The sequence below is a fragment of the Microtetraspora sp. NBRC 16547 genome (assembly GCF_030268965.1).
Lineage (GTDB): Bacteria > Actinomycetota > Actinomycetes > Streptosporangiales > Streptosporangiaceae > Microtetraspora.
In genome coordinates this window covers 258,907-276,087 of the sequence record NZ_BSSE01000005.1, presented here as the reverse complement: position 1 = coordinate 276,087, position 17,181 = coordinate 258,907, and the positions used below count along the sequence as shown (strand labels likewise).

Sequence of the window (17,181 nt, the reverse complement as noted above, 5' to 3'; positions counted from 1 at the left end):
TCGCGAGTCAGGACTGGGCCCACCAGGAGGCCGCGAGGAGCTCGGCGACCAGGGTCTCGGTGAGCAGGGCGACATCGGGGTCGTCGTCGTGCCGGTAGCGGATGGATCCGGCCTGGCCGTCCAGTTCGCCGCCGACGGTGAGGACGGTCGAGCCACGCTGGCGGATCCAGTCCATCGCCTGCTCGTCGTAGCGCGAGCCGGGGAACAACAGCGCCCGGTAGTCGCATGTCTTGGTGAGATAGACGTCGACGTGCGCCCAGTCGCCGGTCTCGCAGGCGTCCGCCTGGCGGCGCGGCCCCTCGCGGAACATCAGCGCGGACTGCTCCGCCGAGGAGAGCCGCTCGGCGGGGGCGATCGTGTAGACGCCGTGCGGCCCGTCGAGCACGTCCGAGGCCGTCTTCAGCCAGTCGCCGCGACGGTCGAGCAGATCGGCGGTGGCCTCGGCCGCGCGGCGGACGAGCGCGGGAACGTCGCCGCCGCCCGTGAGCCGCGACTTCAGCGCGAGCAGCAGGGCGAGGGTGTGCTGGAACGTCCGGCACGCGACGCCGCCGCGCTCCTCACCGGCGGCCATGGGCACGACCAGGTCGGCGCCCTCGGTCACCGCGGAGCCCGGCTTGTTGGTCATGGCGAGCACGAACGACTTCCCGGTGTAACGGGCGAGCGCGTCGAGGGTCTCCCTGCTGCCGCCGGTCGCGGAGATCGGCACCACCAGCGTCCCCGGCCCGGGCACGGTGTGCGCGGCGGAGGCGTACTCGGCCACGGCGTCGATCCCGGCGGCGCGGAGGCGCGACGCCACGACCCCGGCGGCGTACCGGGAGCTGCCCATCCCGAGGAAGACCACCCGGTCGATCCGCTCGGGCAGGCCCTCGAACGGGTCACCGGCCTCCAGCGACTCGGCCAGCGCGCCCAGCGCCTCCGGCTTGGCCAGCAGGTCGGCCTCGAACAGCCCCGCGTCCACAATTCACTCCTTGGTTCTCGTACTGCTTTGTTGCTGTTTTGTTGCGACTTACTTCGTAAAGGCGGGATCGGTGCCGAACCAGGTCCGGAGCACGCCCATGGGGGCGTACCGCCAGCGCGGCAGGTGCCGGGCCGCGTAGATCAGCTCGCGGCACTCCTGCTCGATCTCGAACGGCCTGATCAGCGACCGGTCGAGCAGGTCGGCCCGGCCGGCGTCCGCGAGCCCGGTGACGTACGCGCTCACGAGCGCGGCCCGCGCCGCCGCGACCCACTCCGCGATCCGTCCGGGATCGGCGTTCCTGCGGAGGATCGCCACCTGGCCGACGTGATCGACGCTCGTGGTGAGCTGGGCGAGGTCGCGGGCCGCCGGCTGGAAGGCTCCGCCGCCCGGGGCCGCGCTCGAAACCGTCGGGTTCCCGTCGAAGTCGACCACCGCGTAGCCGTCACGCCACTGGAGGATCTGGCCGACGTGAAGGTCGCCGTGGATGCGGATCAGCGGGGTCGGGCCGGCCGTCGCCAGAGGGGCGAGTTCGCGGCGCAGTTCCCCGGCCCGCGAGGCCAGCCACGCTCCGTCCTCGCCGTCGGTGAGCGAGAGCGCGTCGCGCAGAGCCTCCTCGGCCCGCTCCGCCCAGGCCCCCGCCCCGCCCGCCGCGTCCCGCGCCGGGTCGTGTCCTGCCTCAGGTGCCTGTACGGCGGGCGAGAGCCGTACCGGGTCGGGGAAGACGGGGGAGGAGGTCGCCATGGCGAGGTGCAGTTCGGCGGCCAGCCCGCCCAACTCGGCGGCGAAGGCGGTCCGGCCGGCCTCGGCCTCGTCCACGCACCATTCCCAGCCGTCCCTGGCCTCGGGCAGGTACGCGGTGACCAGCGCGACCAGCGCGTCCTCCCAGTAAACGGCGGCGTACGGCGTGGCCGTGCGGGAGAAGCCGGACAGGTGCGCCAGTAGGTCAGGCGCCGGATGCGGCGCGCGGGACGGGCGGGGGAACCACTTGACGACGACGCTCTCGCCCGCGATCACCGAATGGTTCGTCTGGTCGACCGTGATCGCGCGCTCGCCGGGCGGGGGTGTGGGCAGCGAGCGGAACGCGCGCACGGAGAAGGGGCGCGGTGGCGTGACGCCTTCCGCGAGCGCCCGGACGACGGTTCCGGTGACGCCTTCTCCGACGGCCAATGAGAGAGAACTGTCCGGTTCCTCCCGAATGGTTGGCCAGTGCCGCGCTTCGACCTGCATCTGTTGAATCTCGATTCAATAAGGCTTGTATCGCCAATGCTCACAATGCCCAAGTAAGTCTTGTCTAAGTTGATTTATCCTGCAACACTCTAAGCTCCCCACCGGAAGGAAGCTCTCACATGTCATTTCGCGTGCCCGCCTTCGTGGCGACGGCACCATGAAGTCCACCGTACGGGCACGGGTCATCGGGCGGCTCGTCACCATGGGGCCGGGCTTCGGCTTCCTGATCGTCTTCCTGGCGGTCCCGCTCGCTCTCGTGCTCAGCTACACGGTGTTTCGCCGCGGCAGGTTCGGCGGGATCGTCTATGAGCCGACAGGGGAGAACTTCACCCGGCTGATCGACCCGCTCTACCTCGACGTGGTCTTCGGATCGGTGAAGCTGGCCACGATCACCACGCTCCTCGCTCTGCTGCTGGCCTACCCGACCGCGTACATGATCGCTCGGCTGCCCGCCAAGTGGAAGGTCGTCGCGCTCGTCGCCGTCGTGCTGCCGTTCTGGACCAACTTCCTGATCCGCACGTACGCCTGGATCGTGCTGCTGAACTCGGAAGGCCTGGTCAACTCGGGGCTGAAGGCGCTGGGTCTCGGCAAGGTCGAGCTCCTCTACACGGACGGCGCCATCGTGGCCGGCCTGCTCTACGCGTACCTGCCGTTGATGGTCCTCCCGCTGTACTCGGCCATCGAGCGGCTGGACCCGCAGCTCCGCGAGGCGTCGGCCAACCTCGGCGCCGGCCCGATCAGGACCTTCTGGTCGGTGACCCTCCCCCTGTCGCTGCCCGGCGTGCTGACCGGCTGCGTTTTCGTCTTCGTGCCGAGCCTGGGCAACTTCGTGATCCCCGAACTTCTCGGCGGCGGTCGCCGGATCATGGTGGGGAACCTGATCCGCGACCAGTTCCTCAAGGCCCGCGACTGGCCGTTCGGGTCGGTGCTGGCCCTGTCCGTGATCGGAGTACTGGTGCTCCTGCTCTTCGCCCAGGCGTGGGCCACCCGAAGGGTGGGCCGGGATGCGTAGAAACGCCAAGCGTGGACACGGCTGGCTGCAACTGCCCTTCTGGCTGACGTACGTCTTCCTGTACGTGCCCATCGCGGTCGTCGTGCTCATGTCGTTCAACCAGAACAAGTCGGCGTACGCGTGGGGCGGGTTCTCGCTGCGCTGGTACAGCGCGCTGATCGGGAACGAGAAGATCCGCGACGGCCTGATCAACACCCTGATCGTGGCGTTCGGCGCGACGGTGCTCTCGACGGTGCTGGGCACGCTGCTCGCGGTCGGCCTGGCGCGCTACAACAAGTCGCGGCTGGTCGACGCGCTCTCGACGATGCCCGCGATCCTGCCCGACCTGGTCCTCGCGATCGGCCTCCTCGTGTTCTACGCGGCGGTCAAGATGACGCTCGGGCTGCACTCGGTGCTGATCGCGCACACGGTCTTCGGCATGGCCTTCGTGACGGCCGTCGTCCGGGCCAGGATCAGCCACGCCGACACCTCGATGGAGGAGGCGTCCCGCGACCTCGGCGCGACCCCGGTGACCACGTTCATGCGGATCACGCTGCCGACCCTGGCCCCGGGCATCCTGGCGGGCGCCCTGCTGGCCTTCACGCTGTCCATCGACGAGTTCGTGATCGCCTTCTTCACCGCCGCGCCCACAGAACCGACCCTGCCGATCGTCATCTACTCCATGGTGCGGTTCGGCGTCTCTCCCGAGATCAACGCGCTGGCCACCCTGCTGCTCGCGGTGAGCTTCACCGTCGTGATCGCGGCCCAGCGCATGACCAAGCTCTCCGAGGCACTGTCATGACACTTATCTCCATCGATGGCGTGACCCGCCGCTTCGGCGACGTGGCCGCCCTTGACTCGGTCAGCCTCGAGATCCGGCAGGGCGAGTTCTTCGCGCTGCTCGGCCCCTCCGGCTGCGGGAAGACCACGCTGCTCCGCATCCTCGCCGGGTTCGAGGAGCCGGACGACGGCGCGGTCCGCCTGGACGGCGACGACCTGCTCAAGATCCCCGCGCACCGGCGCCCGATCAACCTGATGTTCCAGTCGTACGCGCTGTTCCCCCACATGACGGTGGAGCGGAACATCGCCTACGGCCTGGAGCGGGAGAAGCTGCCGAAGAAGGAGATCCGGGAACGGGTCGCCGAGGTGCTGGAGACCGTCGGGCTCGCCGCACAGGCCCGCCGCAAGCCGCACCAGCTCTCCGGCGGCCAGCGCCAGCGCGTCGCCCTCGCCCGCGCGATCGTCAAGCGTCCGCGCCTGCTCCTGCTGGACGAGCCGCTGTCCGCGCTGGACAAGAAGGTACGAGCCGAGATGCAGCTCGAACTCAAGCGGCTGCAGCACGAGGTCGGCATCACCTTCGTCGTCGTCACCCACGACCAGGAGGAGGCCATGTCGCTCGCGGACCGCATCGCGGTCATGCAGGGCGGCAAGGTCGAGCAGGTGGACGCCCCCGTCGAGCTGTACGACCGGCCCCGCACTCCGTTCGTGGCGGGCTTCATCGGCGCCAACAACATCTTCAGCGGCAGGGTCACCGAGAACGGCCTCGACGTCGAGGGCCTGGGCCTGCTGCCCGCGCCCAAGGGCGTGGACGGCGACTCCGCGCTTCTCGTCGTCCGCCCGGAGAATATCCGGCTCACCGAGATCGCACCCAAGACCACCGAGACTCAGGACGAGGCGAAGGACGCAGCGGTCACGACCGAGGAGGGCGCCGAGCCCAAGGCGGAGATCGAGGCCGGGACCGAGGCCGTGACCGAGGAAGAGCCGAAGTCCGAGGCGAAGTCCGAGGAGGCCGCCGAAGTCGTGGCCGAGGAAGGCGCCAAGGCGAAGGAAGACGGCGAGGCGAAGTCCGAGGGCGCGGAGCCTGAGGCCAAGGAGATCGCGGTTGTGACGGAGGCGGACGCCGAGGTCAAGCCGAAGCGCAAGCGCAAGACGAAGTCCAAGGCCAAGGCGGAGCCTGAGGTCAGGGAAATCGCGGTCGTGACGGAGCCCGAAGTCGAGGTCAAGGCGGAGCCTGAGGCCGAGGTCAAGGCCGAAGCGGAAGCCGAGGCCAAGGCTGAGGCTGATGTTAAGGCTGAGGTCGCGACTGAGTCCGAGGTCAAGGCGGAGGAGAAGGACGCCACCGCCGACACCGTCGCTGGGGCTGAGGCCGTGGTCGATGGCGCGGCCGAGGTCGTGACTGAGGTCGCGGCCGAGGTTGTGGCCGAGGAGAACGCCGCTGCCGCGAAGGCCGACCGGGGCGACGACCTCAGGGCCGCGGTCAAGACCGCAATGACGGGCGAGGTCGACGCCGAGGCCATGGCCGAGGTCGTCTCCCGGGCCGTGGCTGGAGTCGTGGCCAAGGTCGTGGCGGAGGTCGTCGCCGAAGTCGTGGCCGTCAACGAGTCCAAGGCCAAGGCCGAGGAACGGCGCGCCGCCGACGCCGAGGCGGAGACCCCGTCCGAGACCGCGCCCGCGCCCCTGGCCGAGACCGCGTCCGAGACCAAGACCGAGACCGAGGCCGTGTCTGAGGCCGACCCCGAGCCGGAGCCCGAGGACGGTCCCCTCCGCGGCACGGTCGTGGACGTGAGCTTCTACGGCGGCACCTCGCACATCGTGCTGCGCGTCGAAGGCCACGAGGACCACGTGCTGGCGGCGGCCCAGGGTTCGGCGCGGGTCGAGCCCGGCACCGAGGTCGCGATCGGCTGGGACGCCGCCGACGCCGTGCTCATTCCGGCCTGAGTTCGTGTCCGGTCGCGAGGCGGGCGTAGTCGAGGATGAGCTCCACGGCCTGGTCCGGGCCGATCGAGTGGTGCCGGGCGATGATGCGGTAGCCGTACGCGTCCTCGAGCGCGACGAGGGTCCTGGCGATCGTCTCGGAGTTCTGGGCGAGGGTGAAAATACCCTGCGCGGCCCCGGTTTCGAGGATCGTCTGGTACATCGACACCTGCCGGTCGAACAGCGTCGTCAGCAGGGTGCCGTACACGCGGTTCCTGCCGGCGGCGCCGCCGAGTTCGCAGAGCAGGCGCACGCCGGCGTCCTCGGGTCCCTCGGGCAGGCCGGACCTGATCGTGGTGATGAGCTTCTGCGCGGGGTCGGCGATGCCGCTGACCTTCTTGATCCGCTGCTCGTAGAAGCGCTCCATCCCGGCGTGATGGGCCTCGATCAGCAGGTCCCTCAGGTCGGGATAGTGGTACAGCACGGCGCCGGAGGTGAGTCCGGCCTCCTCGGCTATCTGGTTGAGGTGGACACCCTCCGCGCCGTGTTGGATCATCGCCCGGCGGGCGGCATCAATGAGATCCATCCGCCGGTCGGCTCTGCTCTTGCGCTGGGCCATTCCATCCCATCCGGTTTGAACGCACGACAACAACTGGCTTACACATAATGTCCCAGCTGTTGACGGCGCGCTAGATACCTATTTGAATCACGGTTCAACAAGACAGGGAGTCCGGAGATGACAGATAAGCAGCTGACGATCCTGTTCATGCCCGAGAGCGCGTACGGGCCGACGAACAACTGCATCGGGATCGGTGACGTCCTGCGCAAGCGCGGACACCGCGTGGTGTTCGCCGCCGAGGCCTCGTGGAAGGGCAAGCTTTCGGCCCTCGGCTTCGAGGAGGACCTGGTCGACCTCGCGCCTCCGGCCGAGGAGGAGCAGGACGCGGGCCAGTTCTGGAAGGACTTCATCCGCGACACCGCGCCGGAGTACCGCAAGAGCACCCTGGAGCAGCAGGAGACGGTCACCAAGCCGATCTGGGACGCGCTCATCGACGGTGTGAAGTACTGCGAGCCGCAGCTCAAGGCCATCATCGAGCGCGTCCAGCCGGACGTGATCGTCGAGGACAACGTCATCACCTTCCCCGCGCTGCTGACGGCCGGCAAGCCGTTCGTGCGCATCGTCTCCTGCAACCCTCTTGAGGTGCGGGGCACGGACATCGCCCCGGTCTTCTCTGGCCTGCCCGACGCTGACAGGAGCGAGTGGGACGCCTTCCGCGCCGAGTACGACCGGACCCACCGCGAGATCTACACGGCGTTCAACGAGTGGGTTATGGAGCAGGGGGCCCCCGCGCTGCCCGACCTGGATTTCATCCACGAGGGCGACGCGAACCTCTACGTGTTCCCGGAGATCGTGGACTATACCGACGAGCGTCCGCTCGGCCCGACGTGGACCCGGCTCGACTCGTCCGTACGCGAGACCGATGAGGAGTTCACCCTCCCCGAGATCCCGGGCGACGGACCCCTGGTCTACTTCTCGCTCGGCTCGCTGGGTTCCGCCGACGTCGAGTTGATGCGCCGGGTGATCTCGGTGCTGGCCACGACGCCGTACCGCTTCCTCGTCTCCAAGGGCCCGCTGCACGAGGAGATCGAGCTCGCCCCGAACATGTGGGGCGCCGAGTTCGTCCCGCAGACGAAGATCATCCCGCAGGTGGACCTCGTCATCACCCACGGTGGCAACAACACCACCACCGAGGCGCTGCACTTCGGCAAGCCGATGATCCTGCTCCCGCTCTTCTGGGACCAGTACGACAACGCCCAGCGGGTGCACGAGAAGGGCTACGGCGTCCGCCTCGACACCTACCGGTTCACCGACGAGGAGCTGACCGGCGCCCTGGAGCGGCTGCTCGGCGACACCGAGCTGCGCGCCCGCCTCGCCGCTCACGGTGAGGAGATCCGGCGCAGGGACGGCCTGCGCGTCGCCGCCGACGTCATCGAGAAGATCGCTGCCAAGTGAAAGCACTGAAGGACGCCGCTCCCCGGGTCTTCTGGACCGACAGGCCCGGGGCGCCGGCGTATCACCCTCTTGACGGACGTACCACCGCCGACCTGCTCATCGTCGGCGGTGGTTTCACCGGACTGTGGGCCGCCGTACTGGCGAAGGAGGAGAACCCGTCCTGCGACGTGGTCCTGGTCGAGGCGCACTCGATCGCGCACGGCGGGACCGGGCGCAACGGCGGGTTCATCTCCGACTCGCTCACGCACGGGCTGAGCCAGGGCCTGAAGCTGTGGCCCGGCGAGATGGACACGCTGCTCGCGCTCGGCCGGGAGAACCTCGCGGCCATCGCGGCGTTCGTCGAGGCCCACGGCATCGACGCCGACCTGCGCCTGGTGGGCAAGACGACGGTCGCGGTCGCCGCGCACCACGTCGCCGAGCTCAAGGAGGCGGAGAAGCTGTACCGCGAGCACGGGGAGGACGCCGTCTTCCTCGGCCTCGACGAGATGCGCGCCGACGTGGACTCGCCGACGTACCTCGGCGGGCTGCGGCTGCGCGGCACCGGCGGCATCCTGGACCCGGCCAAGCTGGCCTGGGGCCTGGTCCGCGTCGCGGAGAAGCTCGGCGTCCGGGTCTACGAGAACACCGCGGTCACCGGTATGGAACGTTCCGGAGCCGTCGTCCGCGTCACCACCGGCGGCCGGAACAGCACGACGGCCGGCGCGAGCGGCGTGATCGACGCCTCGCAGATGCTGCTGGCCACCAACGCCTATCCGCCGCCGCTGCGCAGGCTGAACAACTTCGTGCTGCCGGTGTGGGACTACGTGCTCGCCACCGAGCCGCTGTCGGAGGCGCAGCGCGACTCGCTGCGCTGGGCGGAGGGGCAGGGCCTCACCGACGCGGGCAACCAGTTCCACTACTACCGGCTCACGGCCGACAACCGGGTGGTGTGGGGTGGCTACGACGCCATCTACAACTTCGGCGGCACGGGGACCGAACAGCGCGACGCCACGCACGAAGTGCTCGCGCGGCACTTCTTCGAGACGTTCCCGCAGCTTGACGGCGTGCGGTTCACCCACAAGTGGGGCGGGGCGATCGACTCGACCAGCAGGTTCACCCCGTTCTTCGGCACCGCGATGGGCGGCAGGGTCGCCTATGCCCTCGGCTACACCGGTCTCGGCGTCGGCGCGTCCCGGTTCGGCGCGCAGATCGGGCTCGACCTGCTGGCCCGCCGGACCACCAGGCGGACCGAGCTGAAGATGGTGCGCCGCCTGCCGGTGCCGTTCCCGCCGGAGCCGCTGCGCTGGCCGGTCGTCGAGGTCACCCGGCGGGCGCTGGCCCGGGCCGACGAGAACGGCGGACGCCGCGGGCCGTGGCTGCGGCTGCTCGACCGGTTCGGTGTCGGTTTCGACAGTTGATATCCACGATGAACGCCTAACCATAGCGATTTGCCCCGAATGCACTATTTGTGGCAAATAGGGCAGGTTCATCGTGACCGATGAAAGAGGATGCATGGCTACCCTGATCAATCCCGCGAACGGCCGGCCCATCGAGGACGTGCCGGACACGTCGCCCGAGGGCGTGGCGGCGGCCGTACGCGCCGCGCGGGAGGCCTTCGAGCAGTGGCGGGAGACCACCCCGGCCGAGCGGGCGCGGGTGATGCTGCGCTTCGCCGACCTGGTGGAGCAGGACGCGGAGGAGCTCACCCGGCTGGAGGTCGAGGAGACCGGCAAGCCGGCCCCGGTGTTCCGTGACGGCGAGCTGCCGTTCGGCGTGGACAACCTGCGCTTCTTCGCGGGCGCCGGCCGCTCGCTCGACGGGACGGGCGCGGGCGTGCTCAGCTCCGGCTACACGTCCGTGCTGATCAGGCGGCCGGTCGGCGTCGTCGGCTCGATCGCGCCGTGGAACTTCCCCTTCATCATGGGGATCTGGAAGCTCGGTCCGGCCCTCGCCGCCGGCAACGCGGTCGTGATCAAGCCCGCTCCGCAGACGCCGCGGAGCACGCTCAGGCTGGCCGAGCTGTTCGCCAAGGCGGGCGCGCCCGAGGGTCTGCTGCAGGTGGTGACCGGTGACGCCGAGGTCGGGCAGGCGCTGGTCACCGACCCCGGCGTCGACATGGTCAGCGTCACCGGCTCCACCGCGACCGGCCGGGCCGTCATGCGGGGCGCCGTGGACGGGCTCAAGCGGGTCCACCTGGAGCTGGGCGGCAAGGCCCCGGCGCTGGTGTTCGCGGACGCCTCCCTTGAGGACATGGCGTTCGGCGTCGCGATGGGCGCCACGTACAACACCGGGCAGGACTGCACCGCCGCGACCCGCGTCTACATCGAGCGGTCCCGGTACGCCGAGGGTGTCGAGGCGCTGCGCGACGCGCTCTCTCGCGTACGGCCGGGCGACCCGTGGGAGGAGGGGGCCGACATCGGCCCGCTGATCTCGCAGGCCCACCGCGACCGGGTGCACGGGTTCGTGTCACGCGCCTCCGGCCGGGTGGTCTGCGGCGGCGCTCCGATCGACGGGCCCGGCTTCTACTACGCGCCCACGCTGATCGCGGACGCCGACCAGTCCAGCGAGATCGTCCAGGGCGAGATCTTCGGGCCCGTGCTGGTCGCGGTGCCGTTCGACGGCGAGGACGAGGCGGTCCGCCTCGCCAACGACACGCCGTACGGCCTGGCCTCCTCGATCTGGTCGACGGACGTGTCCCGGGCGCTGCGCGTGTCGCACCGCCTGGACGTCGGCGTCACCTGGATCAACGACCACCTGCCGATCGCCTCCGAGGCGCCGCACGGCGGCGTCAAGGGCAGCGGCTTCGGCAAGGACATGAGCCAGGAGGCCGTCCAGGAGTACTCCGTCACGCGGCACCTGATGATCAAGCACGCCGCCCCCCAGGCGAGGGACTCCTTCCGTCCCGCCTAGGGAGGGTTTCGTGGCTTCGGCGGCCACGTCGCGAGGGGCAATCCGGGCGACCGCGGCCGGCCAAATGGATCCACGAAACACGACCCGGGCATGCCTGTCGACCCGCTCTCCGGCTCCGTAGTCGGAGAGCGGGCCTCGTGGGAGACCGTCGTCCCCATGTCAGAACGCGGGCGAGCCAGCGCTGCGCCGGGTTGATCGTGCCAGGGCCCCTGCCGGCTGGCCGGGGCGCGATCACTCCTTGATGAGGATTGCTGCCAGGCTGGATACCGCGGCGTTTGTACGAGCCAGGTCAAAGGCGGCGGGGTGGAACTGGTCGGCTGAGTCGAGGCCGAGCCATTCCAGCCGATCCTCATGCTCTTCGTGCTTGGGATCGGCGAGGATCTCAAGGAGGTAGTTGTAGCCCCAGATACCGCCGCAGTCCTCGGGTGGGCAGGCCCGGCGGCCGGTGAGGCAACGTGGGTAGGCGATGCCAGGCTCGGGTGTGGTGACGGCCTCGACGACGATGGTGTGCTCCCAGTCATCCCCGAAGTCGTAGGTGTAGCTGAGCCGGTCTCCCTGTCCGGGGGCTACCTGGTTGAGTTGCTTGGCGGAGGCGCTGTTGATCCGCAGTTCGCGGTCGGTGACGCCGTAGCGGCCCAACGGGCTTTCGAAGACCCACATGTGGTAGTCCTCCCAGCCGAAGGCGGCTTGCATGACGTCGTGCAGCGCGCGCAGCGTGATCGCGGACGGGACTTCCAAACGCCGCCAGATCGGCGGCCGTGACCCGGCCAGCGTGACCTTGATCTGGTGGACTGTGGGGGTCGTTCGGGCGCTGGAGGTTGTGCGCGGGGAAGTCATGACGGCATCTTGCCGTACCCATACCTGGCGCGCTCACCCGCTACCGCAATGATCAACCGCGCTAGACACGTCCAGGGGCACGCCGACGCGCAGCCATTCACGGCGGCGTGGAATGACGATCAACGGACGTTGCTGGAGCAGTCGGCCCGGTCGCGCGCCCACTCATAGCAGTTGGTTCAGCGCCCCAAGGTCGCGCTGGCTGCCGCCGACGGCGCTTTACGATGGCCTACACAGACCGCTGCGGTTGCCGGGTGTGGATTACTCGTCGACTTCTACGGGGTCGTTGGTACCGGTCTGTCCGTCCGGTTGCGCGACGAAGCTTCCCATGCCCCGGACTGTGTAGATGGTGCCTTCGGCGCGGAGAGCCCGCATCACCTTATGGGCAGTCATGCGGGCGATGCCGAACTCTTGCATGAGGTCGTTTTCGCTGGGCACCCGTGATCCCGGGCGGTACTCACCCACCACGATGCGGTCGCGGATCACCCTGGCTACCTGCTCCCACCTGGGCTGATCCTCGCGGAACTCGATCACAGCACCACTGTAGGAATCGGTGATTTCCCATCGTCTTCCGGATGGCCCTATGGTGCCCTATAGACAAGCTCGCCAAATCTTCCTACCCTGGTCTCATGTCAACAGTCGGCTGCGACCTCGACGAGGTGCGGGACCGCTTCCCCGCATGGGTGTTCTTCCGTAGCGATGCGGGCGCCTTCTACGCCACCAGGCGCGGTGAGCGACTCTCCTTCGAGGAGATCGGAACCGGGCTTCAACAGACGGTCTGCGCTGATGAGCTCCCGGCCTTCCTCGCCCTCCTTCGCGCCCAAGAAGCTCGCCGGTGACCGTACGCAGACCGCCTGGCTTTCAGGCACCGCACAAGTTGGAAGTTCGGCCCCAAGAGCGGGATGGTCCGCTGACCGGGGCTTTTGGACGGGTGGCCTCCCTGCGCACTGGGGGTGGGTGAGGAGGCCACCGCTGTACCGCGCCTGCCGGCGGCGCCTTCCCTATCCCGTCGGCGGGCGCCGCCCCCGCAGAGCCGCCCGCCCCCGAGTGCCCCTCTGCGGGGGCCACCACGGATTACGCAGACGCTTCACAGTGAGGAGGTGACGACCGGCATGGCAATCGACGAGTTGCCCGCCGGGTATCACGGCGTCCACCCCGCACACCCGAAGGCCGGCTGGGAAAGGCTGGACTGGCGAGAGCGTCACCCGCGTGCGATTCGGATCCGGGTGCTTGAGCACACCTGCGAATGCCAGGACATCGTCTATGAGCTGTGCCAGGCCGGGGGCCTGCTCTTCGTCCGCCGCCACTATCGCGCCGCCGACGGCGCCGTTGTCACCGAGAGCGAGTGGCTCCGCGCCGTCCCTGCCCGGCGGCTGTGGACGAACATCCTGCTTGGTCATGTCCGATGAGCGATCGAACAGGCCCGTCTCCTGTGAGATCGTGCGCTCAGGCGGCCAGACTCGGAGGATATTTCATGTCCCGTTCTCGTCACAGCTCTCCCGCGCGGCTCATCGGATCGCTCTCGCTGCTTGCCCTGCTCGTGGTCGCCTGCGGCGAGCGGGAGCCCACCGTGGCCGAAGCCGCCGCCAGCCTGCAAACTCACGTCTTGCGACTTCTCAAGGAGCGCGGTGCGCTGAATGTCCGGATAACGGATCCCGGCGGGAAGAACATCTCCTGCGGAGAAGGAAAGGCGAAACGCACCTTCGCCGCCACAGGGGAAGACGCTGACCCAAGGTTGGATCCAGGTTCTGCGAATGATGCACTCGTCGGAGCTCTGGGACGTGCTGCCGATCATAAGTACCATCTCGCCGATCCGATGGAGAGGCCATACCGTTTAGCGAACAAGGTAACCAGAACCTTTCTGGTCCTGGATTCGGTGACGGGGCGATACGTGGTCCGAGGCGAGACTGAGTGTCTCAGTCGGTCGTGAGCGTTCCCTCGTAAGCGAGGGCCGTCTCGTAGCCGACCTGCCTTCTCCCTTCGAAACCGTCGGCCTGAGTACTTGAAATATTTCCCAGGGCCGTCTCTTTTGAGCCGCCCGATCCATTGTCGATAAACCACTGTCTCAGTGCCTCTCTGCCCTTCTCGCCGCTCTTGTTGATCTCTGCGAAGGGCAAGAGCGAGCCGTTCTTGTCTGTGATGAGAGACCCCTTACCGTGAGAGGTCTGGTCGGGGGGAACCCGTGGCGTGAAACCTTGCTGCATAAGAAGTTCGGCGACGTTGTGTTTGCGCCCCAGAACCTCGAATTTAATGAGCTTCTGCAGCTCATCCGCATCCTTCTTCGGATCCGCTCCGTATGTGTAGTAATAGGACACTCCGGTAGAGAGCACGGTCCAAAGGAGCGCGTGGGCGGCGAACGCGGGAACAAGGCCGACAATGCCCAGCTCGGTGCCGATTATGAAGCTCTCGGCTTTGGCTGCGTCTTCCTTCACTTCGTCTCTCGGTGCGAGCACCCGCATGGCGGCGGCCAGTTCGAACCCTCGGACGTTCCCGAGCATCCTGAACAGCAGACGCATTGCGGAGATATCTCCGTCCTTCGCCAGCCGAGACACCTTGGGAAGGAGTCGCTGGGTGAGCTCGCCCATGCCCGCGTCGAACGGGGCCCGAGTCTCGGCCTTGGCCGCGAAGGTGGTCAGGAACCGAAAGGTGTCCTTGGGGCTCAGCCGGAACGCGCCGCGCAAGCCCGGAACGAGAACAGGCTCGAACACTCCGGGGGAGGGCAGCTGACCGCTTTCCATGGTCGCGTCCACGGCTTCGATGTCTGCACCCAAAGTGATCTCCGGCGCGTACGAACCGGCGAGCTCCCCCAGGTGCACGCGAGTCGCGTCATCGAGGTGGATGTCGTCGACCGTGGTCATCACCGTGTAGGCGAAGAACGCGGCCTCCCGGCTGTGCTCGCCCTGCTTCTCGTCGGAGGCGCCCGACGCCGCAGCCAGCAGACGCCCGAAGGCGTCGGCAGTCGTGGCGTCCCGCCGGGCCCTTGCACCGAGTTTCGTGAGAAATACCGACAGCTTGGTACTTTCCCCGCGCACCGGAAACGCCAGTTCCAGGTCCTTCTCCCAGGCGGAGGGCGGGCCGAGACGCGCCACTTTGCCGAGAGCCAGCCGTGCCGCTGCGGGGTTGGCCGCCAGGAGATTCAGAAGCGGGGCGAGGTTTCCGCTGTCAGCCATACCGTAGACCTGACCGTTGAGCACGACCGCGGCGATCCCCGCGAGCCACTCGGTCGGGTACGGCCCCGGCTTCAGCAGGTCGACGACGCCTTTCACGTCCGTCCCCGTGCTCTTGCGCAGTTCCTCCGCGACCGTGGCGAACCCAGGGGCCTTCGTCCCGCCCCTGAGCGCGGTGGCGAACGCCGTACGGGCGGCATCGATCGCCTTATCTGGGAGACGGCCACGAAGCACGGCGGCGAGCCGTCGGGTGCCGTCGGCGCCGAGCGTGGCGAAGAAGGCCGCGGTGAAGTTCGCGTCGTGCTGGTGGTCGCGGAGCGCTCCGATGACGGCGGCCATCCTGTCGATGGACATCCGATCAGAGGGTGAGGGGCTGGTGAGCGTGAAAGCTCCGGGCGCGATGGCCATGATTTTCTTGGCCAGGTCGGTGCCCTGGCGTCGCGCGTCCCCGGGGGCGAGCAACGGTTTCTCCTGATACGGCTGCAAGCCCGCACTGGGCAGCCACGGCAGGGTGACGTCGATGGTCTCCGCCCGCTGACGGAGGCGGGGGATCTGTTCCTCGGCCCAGCCGCCGATCTCCCTGACCGGGGCGAGATCGGTGGCAGGCAGATCGACGGCGGCCAGTTCCCTGCGGATCCCTTCGGCATGTTCTGCGATCACCTGCCCGGTCCGTTCCAGTTCGCTGATGAAACCGTTCATCAGTGACGGGTCGATGCCGGCGAACTCCGAGGCGAGCGGTCCGGCCCCTGACGGCAGGTGTAGCGCGTCGTCCATCCCGCCATCATGGGCGAAGAGGCCTCGGGATTCGAGAGCTTCCGCGCCGGATCGCCCGCCGATGCAAGACCGTTCAAGCGACGAGCCTCGTCAAGGGGAGCATCGCCGAGGGTGCCTACCCGTTGGCGCGCGTCCCCGTCGAGCACCTGCCCGACCCGGTGGAATCTCCCAGCGCTAACGCGTGGGAAGGTTCCGCAGGGCCTCGCGGCGGCTCAGGCCGGAGATGCCGTGGTGGTCGACGTAGCGGACGACCTCGTCGGGACGGGTCTTCGCGTACTCGCGCAGGGCCCAGCCGATGGCCTTGCGCGCGAAGAAGTCGATGTCCGACAGGCTCGGCTCGATGCACGCGTACAGCAGCGCCGGGTCGGTCCGCTCCTTGAAGGAGTTCTGGCAGAGGATGGCGGTGCGCCTCTTCCAGAGATCGGGGTCGTACGCCCACTCCAGCATGAGCCGGCGCATGCTCTCCGGGTAGAGCCGCAGCAGCGTGCCGATCCGATGCACGGCGATGTCGTCCACCAGGTCCCACCAGGCGCCGGTGACGACCATCTCCTCGTACATCGGGATGGTGTAGAGCGTCTGCCAGGAGCGGTAGAAGCGGTGCGAGGACAGCTCGATCGCGGCGTACCGCTCCTCGCGGTATTCGGCCTCGCGCCAGAGGGCGAGCACCGTCCTGCGCCACTCGGGGGCCGAGCCGAGGCGGTGCTCGGCGAAGACCCGCTTCAGCGCGTTGCGCCGGGGGACGGCCTGCACGCCGAGGAACGGCATATCCGACTTCATGTACGCCTGCATGACCGGGGCCTTGGCCGGGTCGGCCGCCTCGGCGAGGGCGTGCCGTACGGCCTTGAGGAGCATCATGCCTGCTGGCTGGTCCGGTCACCGGTGGCGAGGCCGTCGAACAGCACGGTGATGTAGTGCTCGGCCAACGTGGTGGTGTTGAGCTTGCCGCCCGGGCGGAACCAGCGCACCGCGACCCAGATCGTGTCGCGGATCAGCCGGTAGGTCAGCTTGGGATCGAGGTCGTCGCGGAACAGCCCCTCGGCCTGGCCGCGCTTGATCTGCTCGATCCACATCCGCTCGACCTCGTCCTCGGCCTTCACCAGGTAGCCGAAGCGGTCGCCGGGGAGGGAGCGGAGGTAGTTCCAGTCGTTCTGCATCACCGTGATCGCCGCCCGGTGCGGCTCCAGCGTGCCGAACCCGACCCGCACCATCTCGGACAGGACGCTGCGCGCGTCGCCCCCTCTCTCCAGGATGGCCCGGTAGCGGGCGGTGAGATCCTCGAGGAAGGTGCGCAGCACCTCGTCGACGATCGTCTCCTTGGAGTCGAAGTGGTGGTAGAGGCTTCCCGAGAGGATGCCGGCCTCGTCGGCGATCTGCCGGACGGTGGTCGCCTGGAAGCCCTTGCGCGCGAAGAGCTCCGCCGCGAGCTTGACGAGGTGGTCCCGCCGCTCGGACGCCGAGCCGGAGGTGGCGGCCCGCTTCGCCGTGCCCTGGCGTCTGACCGGGGGAGCGGTGGCGCCACCGGAGTTCTTTCGCTGGTTCACACGACCCATTATGAGGGTCCGAGCAATGGCTTGCTCGCCTAACTGCTGTTGCGGATCACCTGCTCACCGTGCCCGCCGGACTATACCAAGCG

Annotated in this window: 17 protein-coding genes; 9 read left to right on the top strand and 8 right to left on the bottom strand. The window is 68.5% G+C overall.

The features are described 5' to 3' along the window. Positions 1 to 7 precede the first annotated feature (7 nt). Positions 8 to 958 (bottom strand): SIS domain-containing protein, encoded by a 951-nt coding sequence (locus tag QSK17_RS10725; RefSeq protein WP_285704444.1) that lies wholly within the window; start codon positions 956 to 958, stop codon positions 8 to 10. A gap of 48 nt (positions 959 to 1,006) precedes the next feature. Further along, complete coding sequence (locus QSK17_RS10720) at positions 1,007 to 2,125, bottom strand: hypothetical protein (protein WP_285704443.1); 1,119 nt, start codon at positions 2,123 to 2,125, stop codon at positions 1,007 to 1,009. A 217-nt stretch (positions 2,126 to 2,342) separates the two neighbouring features. On the opposite strand from QSK17_RS10720, the gene QSK17_RS10715 reads away from it, so the two are divergent. From QSK17_RS10715 to potA, 3 genes are read left to right on the top strand one after another with little or no spacing between them, the layout of a single operon-like run. Then, positions 2,343 to 3,197 (top strand): ABC transporter permease, encoded by an 855-nt coding sequence (locus QSK17_RS10715; protein ID WP_285704442.1) that lies wholly within the window; start codon positions 2,343 to 2,345, stop codon positions 3,195 to 3,197. Beyond that, entirely contained in the window at positions 3,190 to 3,978 is a 789-nt protein-coding gene (locus QSK17_RS10710; protein ID WP_285704441.1) for an ABC transporter permease, read from the top strand. Before QSK17_RS10715 ends, QSK17_RS10710 begins: the two co-directional genes overlap by 8 nt. Next, entirely contained in the window at positions 3,975 to 5,894 is a 1,920-nt protein-coding gene (gene potA, locus QSK17_RS36110; RefSeq protein ID WP_352231783.1) for a polyamine ABC transporter ATP-binding protein, read from the top strand. The genes QSK17_RS10710 and potA overlap by 4 nt, the downstream gene beginning before the upstream one ends. On the opposite strand, the gene QSK17_RS10695 is transcribed toward potA, so the two are convergent. Beyond that, the gene (locus QSK17_RS10695; RefSeq protein ID WP_285704440.1) at positions 5,881 to 6,456 is read right to left on the bottom strand and encodes a TetR/AcrR family transcriptional regulator; all 576 of its coding nucleotides are present in this window, start codon (positions 6,454 to 6,456) and stop codon (positions 5,881 to 5,883) included. The genes potA and QSK17_RS10695 overlap by 14 nt on opposite strands. Positions 6,457 to 6,606: 150 nt before the next feature. On the opposite strand from QSK17_RS10695, the gene QSK17_RS10690 reads away from it, so the two are divergent. The 3 genes from QSK17_RS10690 to QSK17_RS10680 all read left to right on the top strand — a co-directional run bounded on the left by QSK17_RS10690 (position 6,607) and on the right by QSK17_RS10680 (position 10,773). After that, positions 6,607 to 7,884, top strand: coding sequence for a glycosyltransferase (locus QSK17_RS10690; protein ID WP_285704438.1), 1,278 nt, complete (start codon positions 6,607 to 6,609; stop codon positions 7,882 to 7,884). After that, complete coding sequence (locus QSK17_RS10685) at positions 7,881 to 9,281, top strand: NAD(P)/FAD-dependent oxidoreductase (RefSeq protein WP_285704437.1); 1,401 nt, start codon at positions 7,881 to 7,883, stop codon at positions 9,279 to 9,281. The genes QSK17_RS10690 and QSK17_RS10685 overlap by 4 nt, the downstream gene beginning before the upstream one ends. A 94-nt stretch (positions 9,282 to 9,375) precedes the next feature. Next, the gene (locus QSK17_RS10680) at positions 9,376 to 10,773 is read left to right on the top strand and encodes an aldehyde dehydrogenase family protein (protein ID WP_285704436.1); all 1,398 of its coding nucleotides are present in this window, start codon (positions 9,376 to 9,378) and stop codon (positions 10,771 to 10,773) included. 231 nt (positions 10,774 to 11,004) lie between these two features. Here QSK17_RS10680 and QSK17_RS10675 read toward each other — a convergent pair whose 3' ends face one another. Next, positions 11,005 to 11,610 carry a plasmid pRiA4b ORF-3 family protein gene (locus tag QSK17_RS10675; RefSeq protein ID WP_285704435.1) on the bottom strand — a complete coding sequence of 202 codons (606 nt, stop codon included), beginning with the start codon at positions 11,608 to 11,610 and terminating at the stop codon, positions 11,005 to 11,007. Between the two features lie 258 nt (positions 11,611 to 11,868). Next, on the bottom strand, positions 11,869 to 12,141 hold the full coding sequence (locus tag QSK17_RS10670) for a GntR family transcriptional regulator (protein ID WP_067132944.1): 273 nt from the start codon (positions 12,139 to 12,141) through the stop codon (positions 11,869 to 11,871). Between the two features lie 95 nt (positions 12,142 to 12,236). Here QSK17_RS10670 and QSK17_RS10665 point away from each other — a divergent pair, with 95 nt between their 5' ends. The 3 genes from QSK17_RS10665 to QSK17_RS10655 all read left to right on the top strand — a co-directional run bounded on the left by QSK17_RS10665 (position 12,237) and on the right by QSK17_RS10655 (position 13,537). Further along, a complete protein-coding gene (locus QSK17_RS10665) occupies positions 12,237 to 12,446 on the top strand; it encodes a hypothetical protein (protein WP_285704433.1) in 210 nt (69 codons plus the stop codon). Positions 12,447 to 12,719: 273 nt separating this feature from the next. Next, positions 12,720 to 13,016 carry a hypothetical protein gene (locus QSK17_RS10660; RefSeq protein ID WP_285704432.1) on the top strand — a complete coding sequence of 99 codons (297 nt, stop codon included), beginning with the start codon at positions 12,720 to 12,722 and terminating at the stop codon, positions 13,014 to 13,016. 65 nt (positions 13,017 to 13,081) lie between these two features. Continuing rightward, on the top strand, positions 13,082 to 13,537 hold the full coding sequence (locus tag QSK17_RS10655; protein WP_285704431.1) for a hypothetical protein: 456 nt from the start codon (positions 13,082 to 13,084) through the stop codon (positions 13,535 to 13,537). Here QSK17_RS10655 and QSK17_RS10650 read toward each other — a convergent pair. The 3 genes from QSK17_RS10650 to QSK17_RS10640 all read right to left on the bottom strand — a co-directional run bounded on the left by QSK17_RS10650 (position 13,524) and on the right by QSK17_RS10640 (position 17,098). Further along, positions 13,524 to 15,548: a hypothetical protein gene (locus QSK17_RS10650; protein ID WP_285704430.1), complete on the bottom strand. Its 2,025-nt coding sequence runs from the start codon at positions 15,546 to 15,548 to the stop codon at positions 13,524 to 13,526. The genes QSK17_RS10655 and QSK17_RS10650 overlap by 14 nt on opposite strands. A gap of 174 nt (positions 15,549 to 15,722) precedes the next feature. Continuing rightward, complete coding sequence (locus tag QSK17_RS10645; RefSeq protein ID WP_285704429.1) at positions 15,723 to 16,403, bottom strand: DNA alkylation repair protein; 681 nt, start codon at positions 16,401 to 16,403, stop codon at positions 15,723 to 15,725. After that, complete coding sequence (locus QSK17_RS10640) at positions 16,400 to 17,098, bottom strand: TetR/AcrR family transcriptional regulator (protein ID WP_502889180.1); 699 nt, start codon at positions 17,096 to 17,098, stop codon at positions 16,400 to 16,402. Before QSK17_RS10640 ends, QSK17_RS10645 begins: the two co-directional genes overlap by 4 nt. Positions 17,099 to 17,181: the final 83 nt, after the last annotated feature.